At 66.3% G+C, this 18,570-nt stretch carries 18 protein-coding genes and 2 tRNA genes; 13 read left to right on the forward strand and 7 right to left on the reverse strand.

Annotation, left to right across the window (positions count from 1 at the left end; genetic code table 11):
* The 6 genes from B3D39_RS06450 to B3D39_RS06475 all read left to right on the forward strand — a co-directional run.
* The coding region (locus B3D39_RS06450; RefSeq protein ID WP_414717975.1) for an ABC transporter permease at positions 1-297 on the forward strand (297 nt) is incomplete at its 5' end.
* A 16-nt stretch (positions 298-313) separates the two neighbouring features.
* Complete coding sequence (locus tag B3D39_RS06455; RefSeq protein ID WP_078549734.1) at positions 314-1,336, forward strand: ABC transporter permease; 1,023 nt, start codon at positions 314-316, stop codon at positions 1,334-1,336.
* Position 1,337: 1 nt separating this feature from the next.
* Positions 1,338-2,432 carry a DUF4432 family protein gene (locus B3D39_RS06460; protein ID WP_274962207.1) on the forward strand — a complete coding sequence of 365 codons (1,095 nt, stop codon included), beginning with the start codon at positions 1,338-1,340 and terminating at the stop codon, positions 2,430-2,432.
* Positions 2,425-3,357, forward strand: coding sequence for a ribokinase (gene rbsK / locus B3D39_RS06465; protein WP_274962208.1), 933 nt, complete (start codon positions 2,425-2,427; stop codon positions 3,355-3,357). The genes B3D39_RS06460 and rbsK overlap by 8 nt, the downstream gene beginning before the upstream one ends.
* 104 nt (positions 3,358-3,461) lie before the next feature.
* Positions 3,462-4,469, forward strand: coding sequence for a deoxyribose-phosphate aldolase (gene deoC, locus B3D39_RS06470; RefSeq protein WP_078549732.1), 1,008 nt, complete (start codon positions 3,462-3,464; stop codon positions 4,467-4,469).
* Positions 4,470-4,481: 12 nt separating this feature from the next.
* The gene (locus B3D39_RS06475) at positions 4,482-6,842 is read left to right on the forward strand and encodes an aldehyde dehydrogenase family protein (RefSeq protein WP_286789526.1); all 2,361 of its coding nucleotides are present in this window, start codon (positions 4,482-4,484) and stop codon (positions 6,840-6,842) included.
* Positions 6,843-6,967: 125 nt separating this feature from the next.
* Here B3D39_RS06475 and B3D39_RS06480 read toward each other — a convergent pair whose 3' ends face one another.
* The 5 genes from B3D39_RS06480 to B3D39_RS06500 all read right to left on the reverse strand — a co-directional run bounded on the left by B3D39_RS06480 (position 6,968) and on the right by B3D39_RS06500 (position 10,563).
* Positions 6,968-7,411 (reverse strand): GNAT family N-acetyltransferase, encoded by a 444-nt coding sequence (locus B3D39_RS06480; protein ID WP_274963392.1) that lies wholly within the window; start codon positions 7,409-7,411, stop codon positions 6,968-6,970.
* A 305-nt stretch (positions 7,412-7,716) separates the two neighbouring features.
* Positions 7,717-7,791 (reverse strand) — tRNA-Glu (locus B3D39_RS06485).
* A gap of 27 nt (positions 7,792-7,818) precedes the next feature.
* Positions 7,819-7,893 (reverse strand) — tRNA-Glu (locus B3D39_RS06490).
* A gap of 171 nt (positions 7,894-8,064) precedes the next feature.
* Positions 8,065-9,807, reverse strand: coding sequence for a single-stranded-DNA-specific exonuclease RecJ (gene recJ / locus B3D39_RS06495; RefSeq protein WP_274963393.1), 1,743 nt, complete (start codon positions 9,805-9,807; stop codon positions 8,065-8,067).
* A 54-nt stretch (positions 9,808-9,861) separates the two neighbouring features.
* On the reverse strand, positions 9,862-10,563 hold the full coding sequence (locus tag B3D39_RS06500; RefSeq protein ID WP_414717976.1) for a DUF599 domain-containing protein: 702 nt from the start codon (positions 10,561-10,563) through the stop codon (positions 9,862-9,864).
* A gap of 81 nt (positions 10,564-10,644) precedes the next feature.
* Between B3D39_RS06500 and B3D39_RS06505 the strand changes: the two genes are divergently transcribed.
* The 6 genes from B3D39_RS06505 to B3D39_RS06530 all read left to right on the forward strand — a co-directional run bounded on the left by B3D39_RS06505 (position 10,645) and on the right by B3D39_RS06530 (position 16,906).
* Complete coding sequence (locus tag B3D39_RS06505) at positions 10,645-12,078, forward strand: FAD-linked oxidase C-terminal domain-containing protein (protein ID WP_078601680.1); 1,434 nt, start codon at positions 10,645-10,647, stop codon at positions 12,076-12,078.
* Between the two features lie 87 nt (positions 12,079-12,165).
* The gene (locus B3D39_RS06510) at positions 12,166-13,245 is read left to right on the forward strand and encodes an FAD-binding protein (RefSeq protein ID WP_274963395.1); all 1,080 of its coding nucleotides are present in this window, start codon (positions 12,166-12,168) and stop codon (positions 13,243-13,245) included.
* The gene (gene glcF / locus B3D39_RS06515; RefSeq protein ID WP_274963396.1) at positions 13,245-14,522 is read left to right on the forward strand and encodes a glycolate oxidase subunit GlcF; all 1,278 of its coding nucleotides are present in this window, start codon (positions 13,245-13,247) and stop codon (positions 14,520-14,522) included. The genes B3D39_RS06510 and glcF overlap by 1 nt, the downstream gene beginning before the upstream one ends.
* A 69-nt stretch (positions 14,523-14,591) precedes the next feature.
* Positions 14,592-15,389, forward strand: coding sequence for a trypsin-like serine peptidase (locus tag B3D39_RS06520; RefSeq protein WP_078520193.1), 798 nt, complete (start codon positions 14,592-14,594; stop codon positions 15,387-15,389).
* A gap of 5 nt (positions 15,390-15,394) precedes the next feature.
* A complete protein-coding gene (locus B3D39_RS06525) occupies positions 15,395-16,288 on the forward strand; it encodes a trypsin-like serine peptidase (protein WP_274963397.1) in 894 nt (297 codons plus the stop codon).
* Positions 16,289-16,441: 153 nt separating this feature from the next.
* Positions 16,442-16,906 carry an Hsp20 family protein gene (locus B3D39_RS06530; protein WP_274963398.1) on the forward strand — a complete coding sequence of 155 codons (465 nt, stop codon included), beginning with the start codon at positions 16,442-16,444 and terminating at the stop codon, positions 16,904-16,906.
* A 66-nt stretch (positions 16,907-16,972) separates the two neighbouring features.
* On the opposite strand, the gene B3D39_RS06535 is transcribed toward B3D39_RS06530, so the two are convergent.
* Complete coding sequence (locus B3D39_RS06535; protein WP_274963399.1) at positions 16,973-17,437, reverse strand: hypothetical protein; 465 nt, start codon at positions 17,435-17,437, stop codon at positions 16,973-16,975.
* Positions 17,438-17,523: 86 nt separating this feature from the next.
* Positions 17,524-17,865, reverse strand: a complete 342-nt coding sequence (locus B3D39_RS06540; RefSeq protein ID WP_246832058.1) for a winged helix-turn-helix domain-containing protein — start codon at positions 17,863-17,865, stop codon at positions 17,524-17,526.
* 153 nt (positions 17,866-18,018) lie between these two features.
* Between B3D39_RS06540 and B3D39_RS06545 the strand changes: the two genes are divergently transcribed.
* On the forward strand, positions 18,019-18,570 hold a 552-nt coding region (locus tag B3D39_RS06545), incomplete at its 3' end, for an MFS transporter (RefSeq protein WP_274963400.1).

An 18,570-nucleotide genomic window follows, 5' to 3' on the forward strand; every position in this document is an offset into this window, starting at 1 on the left:
GCGCTGGCGGGCTTTGCGGGGCTGTTGCACAGCTCGATGATCTGGCTTGCCAATCCGCGCGACTTCGTGGGGCTGGAGCTCGACGTGATCGCGGCGGTGGTGCTGGGCGGCGCGTCGATCTTCGGCGGGCGCGGCACGGTACTGGGTACGGTGCTGGGCGTGTTCATCCTCGTGATGATCCAGAATTCGCTGATCCTGATGGGGATCGATACGACATGGCAGCGGGTCGTCGTGGGCGCGATGCTGGTTGCGGCTGTGACCGTGACGGCGCTGCGCGACCGTCGGGCTTTGGTGTGAGGCAGGGGAGATGATGATGAGCGAGACCAAGACCAACGCCACCTCCCGGCCCGGCCTGCGCGGCTGGCTCAAGGGCGAGGCGGCACAGACCAATGTCATGCTGGCCGTATCCTGTGTGCTGGTGCTGATCGCGATGACGGCGCTGCGGCCTTCGATGTTCCTGTCGTCTTACAACTTCGAGTCGATGGCCTTCTTCATGCCGGAACTCGGTATCCTGTCGATCGCGATGATGATCGCGATGCTGACCGGGGGGATCGACCTCTCGATCGTGGGCGTCGCGAACCTTGCGGGCATCACTGCGGGCACGCTGTTCGGCGCGATGGCGGGCGATGGCGGCTCGGGAGCATTGGGCCTCGGCCCGGTGACGCTGGGCGTGAGCGCGGCCCTGATCGTGGGGCTGCTGGCGGGGCTGCTGAACGGCTTCCTGATTTCGGTGCTGAAGATTACGCCGATCCTTGCGACGCTGGGTACCGGCCAGGTCTTCATCGGGATGTGCCTCGTGCTGACGGGAGGGCCTGCGATCGTCGGCTTCCCGCCGGGGTGGAACGCGATCGGCAACGGCAAACTGGTGGGCATCCCGGTGCCGCTGGTGATCTTCGTGCTGGTCTGCATCGCACTGTCGCTGCTGCTCGCGCGGACCTCCTTCGGGCTGCGGCTCAAGCTGATCGGGACCAACCCGAAAGCGGCGGTCTATGCGGGGGTGAAGCGCGGCCAGATGATCCTCTATTCCTACATGCTGACGGGGATGCTGGCCGCGATGGCGGGGATCCTGCTGTCGGCGCGGACCAACGCGGCGAAGTCGGATTACGGCGCGTCTTACCTGCTGCAGGCGGTGCTGATCGCGGTGCTGGGCGGGACCAACCCCGCAGGCGGTCGCGGCAATGTGCTGGGCGTCGCCCTTGCGCTGATCTCGCTGACGCTGTTGTCCTCGGGCTTCCAGATGATGCGGGTCTCGAACCACCTGATCGATTTCGTCTGGGGCGCCTTCCTGATCGGGGTCATAGCCCTCAATTCCTGGCGTCGCCGGAAAGGAGCGTAAGATGAGCGTGATCATTCCTCTCCCGCGTGAGCGGTTCGGGCTGGCCCCGAGCGTGCTCGCCAAGACCGACAGCTTCACCGTCACCGGCTGGCGCACCGCGCTTGGCATCGAGATGATCAGCGTGGACACCCCGCGCGGCCGGGTCGAGATGCTGCCTTACATGGGCCAGATGCTCTGGGACGCGGTGTTCGACGGCGTGCGCCTGACGATGGACAGCGCTTTTGCCGAGCCGCGCCCCGCGCAGGTGATCGTCGAGACCTATGGCTGTCTCGCCTATCACTCCGGTCTGCTGCGCAACGGTTGCCCCGGACCGCAGGACGACCATCCGCTGCATGGTGAGATGGCCTGCGCCACGATGGACGCGGCCCATCTGGAGATCGGCGAAGACGGGCAGGGCGCGTTCGTGCGTCTTGGCGGTCACGTCGATTACATCCGCGGCTTCGGTCCGCATTACCGCGCGATGCCCTCGATCACGGTGCGGGAAAACACGCTGATCGAGATGGCGATGGCGGTCGAGAATCGCTCCGCTTTGCCGATGGACCTGATGTATATGTGCCATGTGAACTTCGCCTTCGTCAAAGACGGGCGCATCCATCAGGCGGCCCCTTTCACGCCGGACCGCACGCGCGTGCGCCGCGACGTGCCCGCCCATGTGCAGCCGACGCAGGCCTATACCGATTTCATCGAACGGCTGGCCGAGGCACCCGAAGACAGCGCCACGCTGGACGCGCCCGAGAAGTGGAACCCCGAGCAGGTTCTCTATGTCGAGCGCCCGGCTGCCGATGCTTCGGGCGAAAGCCATGCGCTTCTGGAGCGGCCCGCGGGCGACGGTTTCTCGATGAGCTGGCGGCCCGATCAATTCGACCACCTCGCGCGCTGGATCCTGAACGGCGAGGATGCCTCGGTCGCGGCCTTCGCGCTGCCGTCCACCTGCGAGCCCGAGGGCTACACGGCGGAGAAGGCGAAGGGCCATGTCCGCAGCCTCGCAGCCGGAGAGACCGCGCATTTCGCGACCCGCTTCGGCTATACTGACAAGGCCGAGACCACCGCGCTCGCCAAGACGATTTCCGACCTGACGGAGAAAGAGAATGCCTGAGAAGATAGCCGTCGTCGGCTCGAACATGATGGATCTGGTGACCTATATCGACCGGATGCCGGGACGCGGTGAGACGCTGGAAGCTCCCGATTTCGCAATGGGCTTCGGGGGAAAAGGCGCGAACCAGGCGGTTGCCGCCGCGCGTCTGGGCTCGGATGTGGCGATGGTCACCTGCGTGGGCGATGACGGGTTCGGCCCGCAGGTCCGCGCCAATCTGGAGACCAACGGGATCGACACGACCCATGTGCGCACCGTCGAAGGCTCGGCGTCGGGCGTGGCGCCGATCTTCGTCGAACGCGATGGCGAGAACGCGATCCTGATCGTGAAAGGGGCCAATGCGGCGCTGGCGCCTTCGGATGTCGATGCGGCGGCCGAGACGTTGCGCGCAGCCTCTGCGATCCTGATGCAGCTCGAGGTCGATCTGGAAACCGTCTATCACACTGTGGCCTTCGGGGCGCGCGAAGGGGTGACGACGATCCTGAACCCCGCGCCTGCGCATCCCGATCTGGATATCGCGCGGCTCGACGGGCTCGACTGGTTCTGCCCGAACGAGAGCGAGCTGGCGATGCTCTCGGGTCTGCCCACCGGCACCGATGACGAGGTGATCGCCGCCGCGCGCAGCCTGATCGAACGCGGAATCCACAATGTCGTCGTGACGCTCGGCGGGCGCGGTGCGCGTCGGATCACCGCGGACACCGTCGAAGAGATCGCCCCGGTTTCCGTGACCCCCGTGGACACGACCGGCGCGGGCGACGCTTTCATCGGCAGCTTCGCGCATTTCCTCGGCCAAGGGATGGAGCCCACCGCGGCGCTGACCCGCGCCGCGCGCTATGCCGCATTGTCGATCACCCGTCGCGGCACGCAAACAAGCTACGCGACGCCCGCCGAATTCGACGACTTTCTTTCCGAGCATGGGCTCGGCTGACTTATGCTGATCTTGTCCCGATCGCGCACGCCCGGGAATTATTCCGGACGTGGCGGCGAGGCTGTGACGAGTCCCGATTTAGGAGACACGCAATGAAGACCGAAATGAAGACCGAGACGCGCGCGGAAGGGGCCTTGGTGCCCACTGCTGCGGTCGCAGGGGAGCATGCGCGCAACCCCGGCATGGCGCTCGATGTGGGCATGTTCGAAGGCCACCGCGTCAACCGCGCCGCCGCCGAGCGCCGCTGCGCGACGCTGACGACCCGGCGCAGCGTGAAGAAGGCGCATCAGGCAGCGTGGCTGGTCAACGCGGTGCGCTGCGTCGATCTGACGACGCTTGCGGGCGACGATACCGAGGGCCGGGTGAAACGGCTCTGCGCGAAGGCGCGCAAGCCCTTGGCCTCGCATATCGAGGCGGGGCTGGGCCTGAGCGCGGGCGAGCTGACGGTGGGCGCGGTTTGCGTCTACCCGACGATGGTGCCCCATGCGGTCAAGGCGCTGGAAGGGTCTAATATCCCCGTTGCCTCTGTCGCGACGGGCTTCCCGGCGGGTCTGATGCCGCTGCATCTGCGGCTCGAGGAAATCCGTTGGGCGGTGGCGCAGGGCGCGGCCGAGATCGACATCGTGATCAACCGCGAACTGGCGCTGACCCGGAACTGGCAGGGCTTGCATGACGAGATCGCGGCGATGCGCGAGGCCTGCGGCGACGCGCATATGAAGGCGATCCTGGCCACCGGCGAGCTGGAGACGCTGAACAACGTCTATTCCGCCTCGATGGTGGCGATGCAGGCGGGGGCCGATTTCATCAAGACCTCGACCGGCAAGGAGAGCGTCAACGCGACGCTGCCCGTGAGCCTGACCATGCTGCGCGCGCTGCGCGATTACGGGATGGCGACCGGCCACCGCATCGGCTTCAAGCCCGCAGGAGGGATGAAGCAGGCGAAAGAGGCGCTGGCCTGGCAGATCCTGATGAAAGAAGAACTGGGCCGCGATTGGCTCAACCCCGACCTGTTCCGCTTCGGCGCAAGCTCGATGCTGGGCGATATCGAGCGCCAGCTGGAGCATTACGTCACCGGCCGTTACGCCGATAGCAGCCGTCACGCGCTGGCCTGAGGAGAGAGAAAAATGAGCATTCAGAACATCCTCGAAACGATGGAGTACGGCGTGGCCCCCGAAGACGACAGCCAGGCGCGCAAATGGCTCGCCAAGCATGAGGGCGGCTTCGGCCATTTCATCGACGGCGCGATGACCAAGCCGGGCGATCTGTTCGAAGTCCGCGATCCGGCGAGCGACACGGTGCTGGCGCGCGTCACGCAAGGTTCGGCGTCGGACGTGGATGCCGCCGTCGCCGCCGCGCGCAAGGCGCAAAGCGGTTGGGCGAAGCTTTCGGGCCATCAACGCGCGACGCACCTCTACGCTTTGGCGCGCCACATCCAGCAGCACTCGCGCCTTCTGGCGGTGCTGGAGACGCTCGACAGCGGCAAGCCGATCCGCGAGAGCCGCGACATCGACATTCCGCTGGTCGCGCGCCACTTCTACCACCATGCGGGCTGGGCCGAGATCCTCGAGGACGAACTGCCGGGCCATTCCGCTCAGGGCGTTTGCGGCCAGATCATCCCGTGGAACTTCCCGCTGCTGATGCTGTCGTGGAAGGTCGCGCCGGCGCTCGCCGCTGGCAATACGGTGGTGCTGAAGCCCGCCGAATATACGCCGCTGACCGCGCTGGCCTTCGCCGAGATTGCGCAGGAATGCGGCATCCCGAAAGGCGTGATCAACATCGTCACCGGCGACGGCGAGACCGGCGCTGCCATTGTCGGCCATGAGGGGATCGACAAGCTGGCCTTCACCGGCTCGACCGATGTGGGCCGCATCCTGCGCGAACGCACCGCCGGGTCCGGCAAGGCGCTGACGCTGGAACTGGGCGGCAAATCTCCCTTCGTTGTCTTCGAGGATGCCGATCTGGACGCCGCCGTCGAAGGCGTGGTGGATGCGATCTGGTTCAATCAGGGTCAGGTCTGCTGCGCAGGCTCGCGCATCCTCGTGGCTGAGGCGGTGGCCGAGCGGTTCGAGACGCTGCTGCGCGCCCGGATGAAGACGCTGCGCACCGGCGATCCGATGGACAAGAGCACCGATATCGGCGCGATCGTGCATCCCTCGCAACTCGCGCGTATCCGCGATCTGGTCGAGAAGGGCGCAAGCGAGGGCGCGACGCTGACCCAAGGCTCCGCGCCGCAGGGCTGCTTCTTCCCGCCGACGCTGGTGACGGATGTGGAGCCTGCGAGCGTTCTCGCGACCGAGGAAATCTTCGGCCCCGTGGTCACGCTCACCACCTTCCGCACGCCGTCCGACGCGGTCGCGCTGGCCAACAACACGCGCTACGGGCTGGCGGCCAGCATCTGGTCGGAGAACGTGAACCTGTGCCTCGACATCGCGGGGCAGGTGAAAGCTGGGATCGTCTGGATCAACTCGACCAACATCTTCGACGCGGGCGCGGGCTTCGGCGGCTATCGCGAGAGCGGCTTCGGCCGCGAGGGTGGGCGCGAAGGCATGCGCGCCTATCTGCGCAATCCGGCGGCGGCCACCGGCAAGGGGAAGGGCACGACGCCCGCCGAGCTGGAAACCGGCCCCGCCGACACGATCAAGGGCGGCGAGATCGACCGCACCGCGAAGCTCTATGTCGGCGGCAAGCAGGCGCGGCCCGATAGCGGCTACAGCTATCAGGTGAAGGGCGGCAAAGCGGTCGTGGGGCTCGCAGGGCTCGGCAACCGCAAGGACATCCGCAACGCGGTCGAGGCGGCGCATAAGGCCAAGGGCTGGGGCAAAGCGACGGGCCATAACCGGGCGCAGGTGCTCTATTACATCGGCGAGAACCTCTCGGCGCGCGGCGCGGAATTCGCCGCCCGTCTGGAAAGCTTCGGCGCCTCGCGCAAAGCCGCCGAGGCCGAGGTTGAGACGGCGGTGGAGCGCTGCTTCTGGTATGCAGCCCAAGCCGACAAGTTCGACGGCGCGGTCCACGCGACCAAGTCGGAATTCGTGACCCTCGCGATGAACGAGCCGATCGGGGTGATGGGGCTGGTGGCCCCCACCGCGCAGCCGCTTCTGGGGGCGATCTCGCTGGTGCTGCCTGCGATCGCGATGGGCAACCGGGTCGTGCTGGTCCCGAGCCAGACGCATCCCCTGGCCGCGACCGACCTCTATCAGGTGCTCGATACCTCCGACGTGCCGGGCGGCGTGGTCAACATCGTCACCGGCCCGCGCGACGAGCTGGCGAAGACGCTGGCCGCCCATGATGGCGTCGATGCGATGTGGTATTTCGGGAATGCCGAGGGCAGCCAGATGGTCGAGGCGCAGAGCGCCGGAAACCTCAAGCAGACCTGGGTCGAAGCCGACGATGCGCGTGACTGGGGAGCCCGTGCGGGGCAGGGGCGTCTGTTCCTCGACCGCGCGACGCAGGTGAAGAACATCTGGGTGCCCTACGGCGCGTGAGGCCGCTGACAGAGCATTGAAAAAGCGGGGCTGAGAGGTGAGGCCTTCTCAGTAAATGGTGCGCGTGAGAAACGTGAAGGGCTCGAAGCGCAATGGTCGCTTCGAGCCCTTCACGAGCCCCGCAACTACAGGGATTTCGAGAGCAGGTGCGCGTCACCGCCTTCTGCCCGGAAGCCGCAGCTTTCGTAGAATGATTGGGCCGTAACGGTGCTTTCCAAACGGCAGCGCCGGATGCCGCGCGCGCGCAAGACATCCTCCAAGCCTGAGAGAATAGCTTTGCTGACGCCACCAAAGCGGGCATCGGGATGGACATAGTTCAAGAGGATGTTGCCGCTCAGGGTGGCCATGCCGACCCCTATGACCTTCCTGTTCCGCTCGGCCACTAGCACCACGGCGTCATCCCGCGTGATCCACTGTCGCCAGGTCTCAACTGTCTTGTTGCCAAGCCAGTCTTCGATTTCGGACGGATCGTTCTGATGATCTGCAACACAGAGTTCGGTGATTGAGCGACGCAGGGTGGTGACAGCCTCAACAGCATCGGCCTCCATCGCTTGCCTGATCTCGATCATGCTTCCTCACTCTCCGCCTCTAGATTACCGACGCCGCATTTTCCCGCAACAGCAGCTTCGTCATGCCTAACCGACATCCGCCGCAGATGGCTCTCGAAGAACTTGTCGGGAGCTGCTGATCGACATGGCGTCGCGCCTACAAGGCGTTTGGCCCCACGCTGCACCATTTGCTGCAAAGGATTGGCCCCGAAACGGGCCGCTTTTTTCATGCGGGATCGGCGCGCGCAGAACCGCACGAGGTGAAAAACGCAAAAACACGCGACCAGGTGGCGCACGGCGAAATCGTTTTGAAATCAGGGGAGTATTGGCAGTCCGTAGGGGAATCGAACCCCTCTTTCCAGGTTGAAAACCTGGCGTCCTAACCGATAGACGAACGGACCGCACAACGCTCAGTCAGGGCTCGGAAGTGGCAGTCCGTAGGGGAATCGAACCCCTCTTTCCAGGTTGAAAACCTGGCGTCCTAACCGATAGACGAACGGACCACTCTGAACCTTCCGGGCATACCTGCCTAAGGTGGAGCGGTGTTTAGGCCAGAGAACCGTGACTCGCAAGAGGGTAATTGCGGATTTTCGGAAAGTTTTTGTCCCTCCGTTACGGCAGCGGCGAAGCCTTGGAAACATAACCCTTTTCTGCGTGTGACGGCGGGGTGGCGGTTACGCTTCGGCGGCGTCTTCGAGGCGAAGCTGCACCTTGTTGCGCCCGCCCCATGTGTTGATCTCCAGCCGCCCGGCGAGGTGGAAGCGTTGCGCGCCCGGCTGGCTCAGCGCGGGGCCGAGCGGGCCGTCGAACGCGCCGAAGCAGATCGCCTCGATCCGACCGCCCATACCGTCGCCGAAATTGAAGCGCAGGTGGCTTTCTCCGATCCGGCGCGTGCCCACGACTTCCATATCGGCGAAGGCGAAACGCGGGGCGGGGGCGCCCTGACCAAAGGGGCCTGCACGGTCCAGATCTTCGATCAGCTGCGGCGTCGCCGCGCCCGGCATCAGCATCCCGTCGAGGCGCAGGTCGCGCGGTCCGATTTCGCCCGCGCCCTGTTTGGCCAGAAGCTCCGACAGGCGCGCCATCGCGGGCTCCAGCTTGTCTTCCTCGACAGTGAGGCCCGCAGCCATCTTGTGCCCGCCGCCCTTCAGCAGCAGCCCCTCGGCAGCGACGCGCTGGATCGCGGCCCCGATATCGACGCCCGCGACCGAACGGGCCGAGCCTTTGCCGATCCGGTCATCCACGCCGATCACGACGGAGGGACGGTTCGTCGCCTCTTTCAGCCGCGCGGCCACGATGCCCACGACGCCCGGATGCCAGCCCGCACCCGCCGCCCAGACGAGCGGCGCGTTGAGCCCGCGCTCCTCGGCTTGTGTCAGCGCGGCCTCACGCACGGCGTTCTCGACCTCTCGGCGCTCGGTGTTGAGCTGGTCGAGCCGCTCCGCGATGGATTGCGCCTCATGCGGGTCGGTTGTCGACAGCAGGCGCGCGCCCAGATCGGCCGCGCCGATCCGTCCGCCCGCATTGATCCGCGGGCCGAGCACGAAGCCCAGATGATAGGCGGCGGGCGCGCGGTCGAGCCGCGCCACATCCGACAGCGCCACGAGGCCGGGCCGTTCGCGCCGCGCCATGATCTTGAGGCCCTGACGCACCAGCGCCCGGTTGCAGCCCGTGAGCGGCGCGACATCTGCCACCGTCGCCAGCGCCACGAGATCCAAGAGCGTCATCAGCGGCGGGCCCTGCACGCCTTCGTCGCGCAGCTGCCGGTTCGCCTCGACCAGCATCAGGAAGACGACCGAGGCGGCGCAGAGATGGCCCAGCTCGCCGGTCTCGTCCTGCCGGTTCGGGTTCACCACGGCCAGCGCGGGGGGTAGGGTCTCGCCGCCCAGGTGGTGGTCGAGAATGACGACATCGGCGGGTTTCGCGGCGGCCACAGGTTCATGGCTCAACGTGCCGCAATCGACGCAGACGATCAGCGGATGCTCGGCGCCGAGGCTCTCCATCGCGGGCACGTTCGGCCCGTAGCCCTCGTCGATCCGGTCGGGAATATAAAGCGTCGCTTCGCGCCCCATCGCGCGCAGCCAGTTGATCAGCAGGGCCGCCGAGGATCCGCCATCGACGTCGTAATCCGCGAAGACCGCGATCTTCTCGCCGGACTTCACCGCCTTGAGAAAGCGCGCGGCTGCCTGCTCCATGTCGCGTAAGCTGCGCGGATCGGGGAGCAGTTCGCGGATAGTGGGTTCAAGGAAGCCCTCGCTCTCCTCCGGCGTCACGCCACGCGCGACGAGGATACGGGCGAGCGGCAAGGGCAGGCGCGTCTGTTGCGCCATCGCCTCGGCCAGCCGGTCGGCCTCGGGTGTGGGGCCGATCCAGCGGCGGCCTGTCAGGGATTGCTCGACGGAAAGGAAACTGCTCATGCCTTCGGGTGTAGCCAAATCATGCGAGCCCTGCCAGCCACTATAAAGCGGAGCTCACTCAGGTATGTTTTGCAGCAGAGCTTGGCGCGAGTCCGAGGCGAATTCGCGCCGCCAGAGCATCCCCGTCGTGAACAGCGTCGCCGCAATGAGCGCATAGGGCCCCAGCAGCCACGCCAGCGTCGCCAGCGCGAAATAGACCGAGCGCAGCCCGCGATTGAAGCTTTTCGCGGCGTTGATGTTCACCTGCGCCGCCTGCTCGGCGCGCGGATAGGCCAGCGGGTCGTCGGGCTCGTTGGGCACCGCCGCCATCGCGATCGCGGCATAGGAAAACAGCCGGTGCGACCAGACGAATTTCAAAAACGCATTCGCCCCGAACAGAACGGCGGTGAGGATACGCGCCTCCCACAGAAGATCGGGGCCGCGCGCGATGTCGAAATCATCGGCGAGATTCGCGAGCGGCTGCGGATTCGCGATCAGCGCCAGCCCGGCACCGATGGCGATCAGCGAAGAAGAGGCGAAGAAGGTCGTCGATTGCCGCAGCCCGTCCACCATCGCCGAATCGAAGATCCGCGGCTGGCGCGTCACAAGCTGGCGCATCCATTCGCGACGGTAATTCTCCATCAGCTTGCCCATCGAGGGGCGGGCTGCACTCGGATGTTCGGTCGTCCAGCCGATCACCATCCAGCAGGCGACCAGAAGGGCGAGCGCCGCGAGGTCGAGCGGCCCCAGCGGGCCGATATGAAACGTCGTCATCATATCGACAGTTAGCGCGATGCGGCTTCTCTTGTCACCGGGGCTTATTGGTTATATTTTCTGACCAACCGGGAGGAGTTTGCCATGGAAATGCCCAAGCCGAAGGAGGATCTGCTGGCGCGCAAGCCGCAGATCATCGCCCGCCTGCGCGAGGTTCTGCCCGCGGATGCGGTGATCGACGATCCCAGCGAGACGCGTGCTTATGAGTGCGACGCGCTTTCGGCCTATCGCTGCCAGCCTTTGGGCGTGGTGTTGCCGCGCTCGACGGCGGAGGTCGCGGCGGCGCTGAAGGCCTGCCACGAGCTGGGCGTGCCGGTGGTACCGCGCGGCGCGGGCACCTCGCTTGCGGGCGGTTCGATGCCGCAGGCGGATTCGGTGGTGCTGGGCCTCGCGCGGATGAATGCCGTGCTCGAGACCGATTACACCAACCGCTTCATCCGGGTCGAGGCGGGGCGCACGAACCTCTCGGTGACCGGGGCGGTGGAAAGCGACGGCTGGTTCTACGCGCCCGATCCCTCGTCGCAGCTCGCCTGCGCGATCTCGGGCAATATCGCGATGAATTCCGGCGGCGCACATTGCCTGAAATACGGGGTGACCACGAATAACCTCCTTGGCGTGACGCTGGTCACGATGGAGGGCGAGGTGGTCGAGGTCGGCGGGCCGTATCTTGACGCTGGCGGGCTCGATCTTCTGGGGCTGATCTGCGGCTCGGAGGGGCAGTTGGGCGTCGTGACCGAGGCTACGCTGAAGATCCTGCCCAAGCCCGAAGGCGCGCGCCCCGTGCTGATCGGGTTCAACTCCAACGAAGTCGCGGGGGCCTGCGTAGCCGATATCATCAAGGCGGGCATCCTGCCGGTCGCGATCGAGTTCATGGACCGGCCCTGCATCGTCGCGACCGAGGCCTTCTGTCATGCGGGTTATCCCGATTGCGAGGCGCTGCTGATCGTCGAATGCGAGGGCAGCCCGGCCGAGATCGACGAGCAGATCGGCATGATCCGCCAGATCGCGACCCGTCACGAGCCGGTCGAGTTCCGCGAGGCGCAATCGGCCGATGAGGCCGCGCGGATCTGGCTGGGCCGGAAATCCGCTTTCGGCGCGATGGGGCAGATCAACGATTACATGTGCCTCGACGGGACGATCCCGGTCTCGGAACTGCCCTTCGTGCTGCGCCGGATCGGCGAGCTGTCGAAGGATTACGGGCTGGACGTCGCGAATGTCTTCCATGCGGGCGACGGCAATATGCACCCGCTGATCCTGTATAATGCCAACGAGCCGGGTCAGCAGGAGCAATGCGAAAAGCTGGGCGCGGAGATCCTGAAGCTTTGCGTCGAGGCGGGCGGCTGCCTGACCGGTGAGCATGGCGTGGGCATCGAGAAGCGCGATCTGATGGATGTGCAGTTCGAGCCCGCCGATCTGGAGGCGCAGATGCGGGTGAAGGACGTGTTCGATCCGAAATGGCTGCTGAACCCGGCGAAGGTGTTTCCGTTGGGCGCGAGCGCGAGCCGCCGTGCGAGCTGACGGCGCGAGCTGAGGGCCGGGAGGGGCGCTGCCCCGCTCGCTGACGCGAGCCCCCGGGATATTTTTGCCAAGAGGAAGGCAGATTTCATGAGAGTTGAGAGCGAGGCGCAGCTGGCCGAGGCCGTCCGGGATGCGGGTGGTGCGCTGGCCGTGCGCGGAGGCGGCACGCGACCTGTGGGCCGGTGTCTGGGAGAGCCGCTGGAAGTCGGGATTTCGGGCATCACGCTCTACGAGCCGGGCGCGCTGACGCTGGTCGTGGGCGCGGGGACACCCTTGGCCGAAGTCGAGGCGGCGATTGCTGCCGAGGGCCAGCGCCTGCCCTTCGAGCCTGCGAACTGGGGGCCGGTTCTGGGCGCGCGCGGACAGAGCACTGTGGGCGGTGTCGTGGCGGCGAACGTCTCGGGGCCGCGGCGTGTGCAGGCTGGGGCCTGTCGCGACAGCTTGATCGGGACGCGGTTCGTCGATGGGCGCGGGCAGATCGTGAAGAACGGTGGCCGGGTGATGAAGAACGTCACCGGCTACGATCTGGTGAAACTGATGGCCGGAAGCTGGGGCACGCTCGGGGTGATGAGCGAGGTGGCCTTCAAGCTGCTGCCCGCCGCGCCGTCTCAGGCGACGGTGGTGATCGACCTTCCGGCCGGAGCCGCGCAGGTGGCTCTGGCGGCGGGTTTGGGTTCGCCCTTCGACGTATCCGGTGCGGGCTGGTTGCCCGGCACCGGTGCGGTGGTGCGGGTCGAGGGTCTCGCTGAATCCGTCGCCTACCGGGCGGAGCAGTTGCGCAAACTGATGGAGCCGTTTGGCCCGGCGCGGATCGAGGAAGAGGGCTCGGCCGCGATCTGGCAAAGCCTGCGCGATCTGGAGCCGTTTATCGGCAAGGACGGCGATCTGTGGCGGCTTTCGGTGAAGCCGTCGGAGGCCTCCGAGATCGTCGCGCGTCTGGGTGGCGAGGTGCTGCTCGACTGGGGTGGCGGGCTGATCTGGGCGCTTCTGCCTGAAGGCAGCGACGCCCGTGCGTTGGCCTCGCTCTATACCGGCCACGCGACCTGCATGCGCGGCGCGGCGGGCGTGACCTTCGAGCCCGAACCCGCGCCGATCGCCACGCTGACCACCGCGCTGCGTGCGCAATTCGACCCCAAAGGTATTCTGAACCCCGGAAGGATGGGCTGATGCAGACGAATTTTTCGCCCGAACAGCTGAAAGATCCCGGCGTCGCGCGCTCCAACGAGATCCTGCGCGCCTGCGTCCATTGCGGGTTCTGCACCGCGACCTGCCCCTCATATCAGGTGCTGGGCGACGAGTTGGACAGCCCGCGCGGGCGCATCTACCTGATCAAGGACATGCTGGAGAACAACCGGCCCGCGGATGAGAAGACGGTCAAGCATCTCGACCGCTGCCTGAGCTGCCTCGCCTGCATGACGACCTGCCCCTCGGGCGTGCATTACATGCATCTGATCGACCACGCGCGCGCCCATGTCGAGAAGACCTACAAGCGGCCAATGATGGACCGGCTGCTGCGCTGGACGCTGGCGAAGATCGTGCCCTATCCGGGGCGCTTCCGTCTGGCGATGGGTGGGGCGAAACTGGCAAAACCCTTCGCGGGGCTGCTGCCGGACAAGCGGCTGCGCGCGATGGTGGGCATGGCGCCCAAGACCATCCCGCCGGTCAGCCGCAATGACGATGCGCAGGTCTTCGCCCCGATGGGCGAGAAGAAATACCGCGTTGCGCTGCAGATCGGCTGCGCGCAGCGGGCGCTCAACACCGATATCAACGACGCGACGATCCGGCTGCTGCGGCGGCTGGGCTGCGAAGTGGTGATCCCGAAGAAACTGGGCTGCTGCGGGGCGCTTTCGCATCACATGGGACGCGAGGACGAGAGCCATTCGCAGGCCGCGCGTAACATCCGTGCCTATTTGAGCGAGGGCAATCTGGATGCGGTGATCATCAACACCTCGGGCTGCGGCACGACGGTGAAGGATTACGGGCATATCTTCCGCAACGACCCGATGGCCGAGGAGGCCGCAAAGGTCGCGGGTCTGGCCTGTGACGTGTCGGAATTCCTTGTGAAAATCGGCCTGCCTGAGGGCCAGGGCGGGATGCGTGTCGCCTATCACGCGGCGTGTTCGCTCCAGCATGGCCAGCAGATCAAATCCGCGCCGAAGGACCTGTTGAAACAGGCTGGGTTCGAGGTGGTCGAGCCTGCCGACAGCCATCTGTGCTGCGGCTCGGCAGGCACCTATAACCTGCTGCAGCCGGAGATTTCCGACGAGCTGAAGAAGCGCAAAGTGGCGACGCTCGAGGCGAAGCAGCCCGAGGTGATCGCGGCAGGTAATATCGGCTGCATGGTGCAGATCGGTGGCGGCACCGAGGTGCCCGTAGTCCACACTGTCGAACTTTTGGACTGGGCCACGGGCGGGCCGAAGCCACCGGCGCTTGCACAGGCCTGATCCACGCCACAATCTGGCCGCATCGGGGCGCTACGAAAGGCAAAACGCCCCGCAATCTTCGGAGCCCCGATGCGCCTTCTTGCTCTCGCTCTTGCCTGTCTGACTGCGCTGCCTGTGCTGGCGCGGGCCGAGACGATCACTCATGCGACGCCCTTGCGTGCGCTGGAGACCGGCGACGATACGCGCGGCTGGCAGGCGGTGGGGCGGCTCGATCTGGGCCATGGCAGCTTTTGCACCGGCACGCTGATCGCGCCCGATCTGGTGCTAACGGCAGGGCATTGCCTCTATGACAAGCGCAGCGGCGCGCTGATCGATGCGCGCGAGATCGAGTTTCGCGCGGGCTGGCGCAACGGTCGCGCCGAGGCTTATCGCAAAGTGTCGCGCGCGGTGCTGCACCCCTCTTATCACTATGGCGGGCCGGTGGGTGTGAAGCGTTCGGAATTCGATCTGGCGCTGATCAAGCTCGCCCAGCCGATCCGTCTGCCGCAGCTTCAGCCCTTTGAGGTGTCGCGCAGCGCGCCCTATCGCGGCGAGGAAGTGGGCGTTCTGTCCTATGCGCAGGGCCGCTCGGAGGCGCCGTCGCTGCAACGCGATTGCTCGGTGCTGGAACGTGCAGGCGCGACGGTGGTGATGAGCTGCTCGGCCGATTTCGGGGCCTCGGGCTCGCCGGTCTTCAGCTTCGCCAATGGGCGGCCCGAGATCGTCTCGGTGGTCTCCGCCAAGGCCCAGATGGGCGCGCGCCCGGTCTCGATCGGGGCGCTGGCCAGTGGCGTCGCCGATCTGCGGCAGGCTATCGAGAGCCGCGACAATGTCGCCACCACCCGCGAAATTCGCGCGGGCGGGGCAAAATTCATCAAGGCGAAGTAAGCGCGATGGGCATTCGGCGGATCATCGTGGGTGTCGTGGCTCTGGCTCTGCTGGGCGGCATGGGCGAGGCGCAGGAGGCGCGCAATTCCGCGCTCGACCGACTGTCGCAACGCGCCGATCTCTTCGGCTGGGAGGCGGTGGGCAAGGTCACCATCGGCGCTGACGGCTACTGCACCGGCGTGTTGATCGCGCCCGATCTGGTGCTGACGGCGGGCCATTGCATCTTCGACCGGCGCGCGCAGGCGTCGCGCGATCCCGCGACGCTTGGTTTTGCAGCAGCCCAAACCGACGGGGCGGAGATCGCCGCGCGCCTGGTCGCCGCGATGGTCGCCGATCCGGATTATAACCCGTTCGTGCCGCTCTCGATCGACACCGTGCGCCACGACGTCGCTCTTCTGCAGCTCTCGGCGCCGATCCCGACTTCGATCGCAGCGCCCTTCCGCGTGGGTGCGGTGCCTGCCGCGGGGGCCGAGGTGTCGGTCGTATCTTACGCGCAGGGCCGGGCCGATGCGCTGTCGTGGCAAAAGGCGTGCCGCGTGTTCGGGCAGGCCAAGGGGCTGATCGGCTTCGACTGCGATGTCTCTCACGGCTCCTCGGGGGCACCGGTCTTCGATCGCTCCGGGCTCGCCGCGGGCGGGCGGGCGCAGATCGTGTCGCTGGTCTCCTCGGGCTCGCGCAAGAATGGCGTCTCGCGCGCCTACGGGATGGAATTGCCCGCGATCGTCGTGCAGCTGAAATCCGCACTGCGCAGCGGGCGGGGCGTGATCCGCGCCGCATCTACCAGCGCTGGCCCCAGCGCCTCCGCCGCACCGCAAATCCGGGGCACTTTGCCTGCGCAGGGCCAGCCGCGCATCCTGTCTGGCGGGGGCACAACCGGGGCGAAATTCCTGCGACCCTAAGGGCTTGGCCCGAAGCGGCGCCCCTCTTGAAACGTCGCGAGAGATTTCCCAAATTTATGAGTGCCGGAATGCCTGATGAGGGTTCTGGCGCCCAACTGCCCGGCCCCGGAAAGGGGCGGGTTTCATAACCATCGCTCAAGAGAGGATGATGATATGCGAAACTTTGATCTTTCGCCCCTTTACCGCGCCACCGTGGGCTTCGACCGCGTGGCTGATATGATGGACCGTGCGCTGACCAGCGATCTCGCCCAGCCGACCTATCCGCCTTACAATATCGAGAAGACCGACGAGAATGCCTATCGCATCTCGATCGCCGTTGCGGGCTTCGGGTCGGACGAACTGACTGTCGAGCTAAAAGACGGCGCGCTGATCGTGACCGGTCGCAAGGCCGAGGACGATTCCGGCCGCACCTACCTGCATCGTGGCATCGCGACCCGCGCCTTCGAGCGCCGCTTCGCGCTGGCCGATCATGTGAAGGTCACCGGGGCCACCCATGAAGACGGGATGCTCCATCTCGATCTCGTCCGCGAAGTGCCCGAGGCGCTCAAACCGCGCCGGATCGAAATTGCAGGCCCGACCAGTTCCGAGGCCAAGCAGGTCGAGACGGTCGACGCCTGAGGCAACTACCATCGGTGAAAATGACGAGCGCGGGGGGGAACTCCCGCGCTTTTTGCTGTCTGAGGCTCACGGCGGCGTGAGATCGCTGCCGCCGCGCTGGAACACCATCACATGATCGCCGCTGCCGGTGAAGGTAACGGCCGCGCCTTCGACCTGCGCCTGCTTCATGTCGAAGAACAGCTGCGCGAGGCCCGCATCGGCCTTGAACTCCGGCGTCTCCTGCTCGCAGGCGAACGTGGGCGAGGCCGATGTCGGCCGGATGCCAAGCGCGGGGTAGGGGGCAAACATCACCCCGGTCACGCAGAGGCAGTGCCCGCAGACGGCGAAGCGCGAATTATCTCCGATATAGAAGCGGATCGCCCGCGCGGGCGCCTTGTTGTCCACCGTCGCGAGGTCATAGGCGCGCAGGGTCTCCACCTTGGCGGCAAGCGTCTGCGCGTCGGAGGTGCCGCTCGGCATACAGGCCGCGAGCGCGGCTGCGAGCCCGAGAGTTGCAACGCGCGCGGCCATCTTTCTTGGAAGATCGGTCATGGTCTTGGTCCGTTACTGGCTACTTCCAGCAGGATGCGCGGTCCCGACCATAGGCGCATTGATCCGGCGCAAAGACCGCCGCGGGCTCAGTCGGCGACCATTGCGCCGATCAGGGCGATCTCTTCGGTGCCTGCCTCGCGGGCTTTCTCCTCCAGCCGCCGATAGGCGGCGAGGACCGCTTCGCCCTCGGGCGTCAGCGACGCGCCGCCTCCCTTCGCCCCGCCGCGCGCGCGATCCACCAGCGGCGACTTGAACCCCGCATTCATCTCTTCGACCAGCGACCACGCACGTTTGTAGCTCATTTTCATCGCGCGCCCCGCCGCCGAGATCGAGCCGTGTTCGGCGATTTCCTCCAGCAGCCGGACCTTGCCGGGGCCCAGCATCGCCTTGTCGAAATAGAGGCGCATCATCAGGCGGGTCAGTTCCATTCGGGCATCCCTCGCACTCGTCAAGTCCTGCGCCCCTTATCCTGATCCTGTGCCGGGGCCAAGACAAGGGGGGCGGACGCGCGAATGCACAGGGTCATGTGCTCTTGCCATTGCCCGCGCCTTGGGCGAGCGTGCGCGCGAAGGAGCCCCCGCATGTATATCTCGATCGCCTCGCTTGTGGGCGCCTATCTTCTGAGCCAGTTCTACCGCACCTGTCTGGCCGTTCTGACGCCCGTTCTGGGCAAGGAAATCGGCGTGACGCCGGGCGATCTCGCCGTGTCGCTGGGGCTTTGGTACGGGGCGTTCGCGTTGATCCAGGTCCCGATCGGCGAGGCGCTGGACCGGATCGGGCCGCGCCGCACCGTGGGCGTGCTGATGGCGCTTGGCGGGGGCGGGGGCGCTGCCGTCTTCGCAATGGCGCAGGGGCCGATGGGTATCCACCTCGCGATGATCCTGATCGGGGCGGGCTGCGCGCCGGTTCTGGTGGGCAGCTATTTCATCTTCGCGCGCAGCTTCAAGCCGGCGCTGTTCGGCACGCTTGCGGCCTCGATGATCGGGGCGGGGAGCCTTGGCAATCTCGCGGGCGCGGCCCCGCTGGCGGCCTCCATCGAGGCTTTCGGCTGGCGTCCGACGCTTTGGGCGCTCTCGGCGCTGACGCTGCTGGTGGCGGCGCTGATCCTGTGGCTCGCGCGCGATCCCGAGCGG

The sequence above is a fragment of the Thioclava sp. UBA3469 genome, assembly GCF_002378135.1.
GTDB classification, from domain to species: Bacteria; Pseudomonadota; Alphaproteobacteria; order Rhodobacterales; family Rhodobacteraceae; genus Thioclava; species Thioclava sediminum.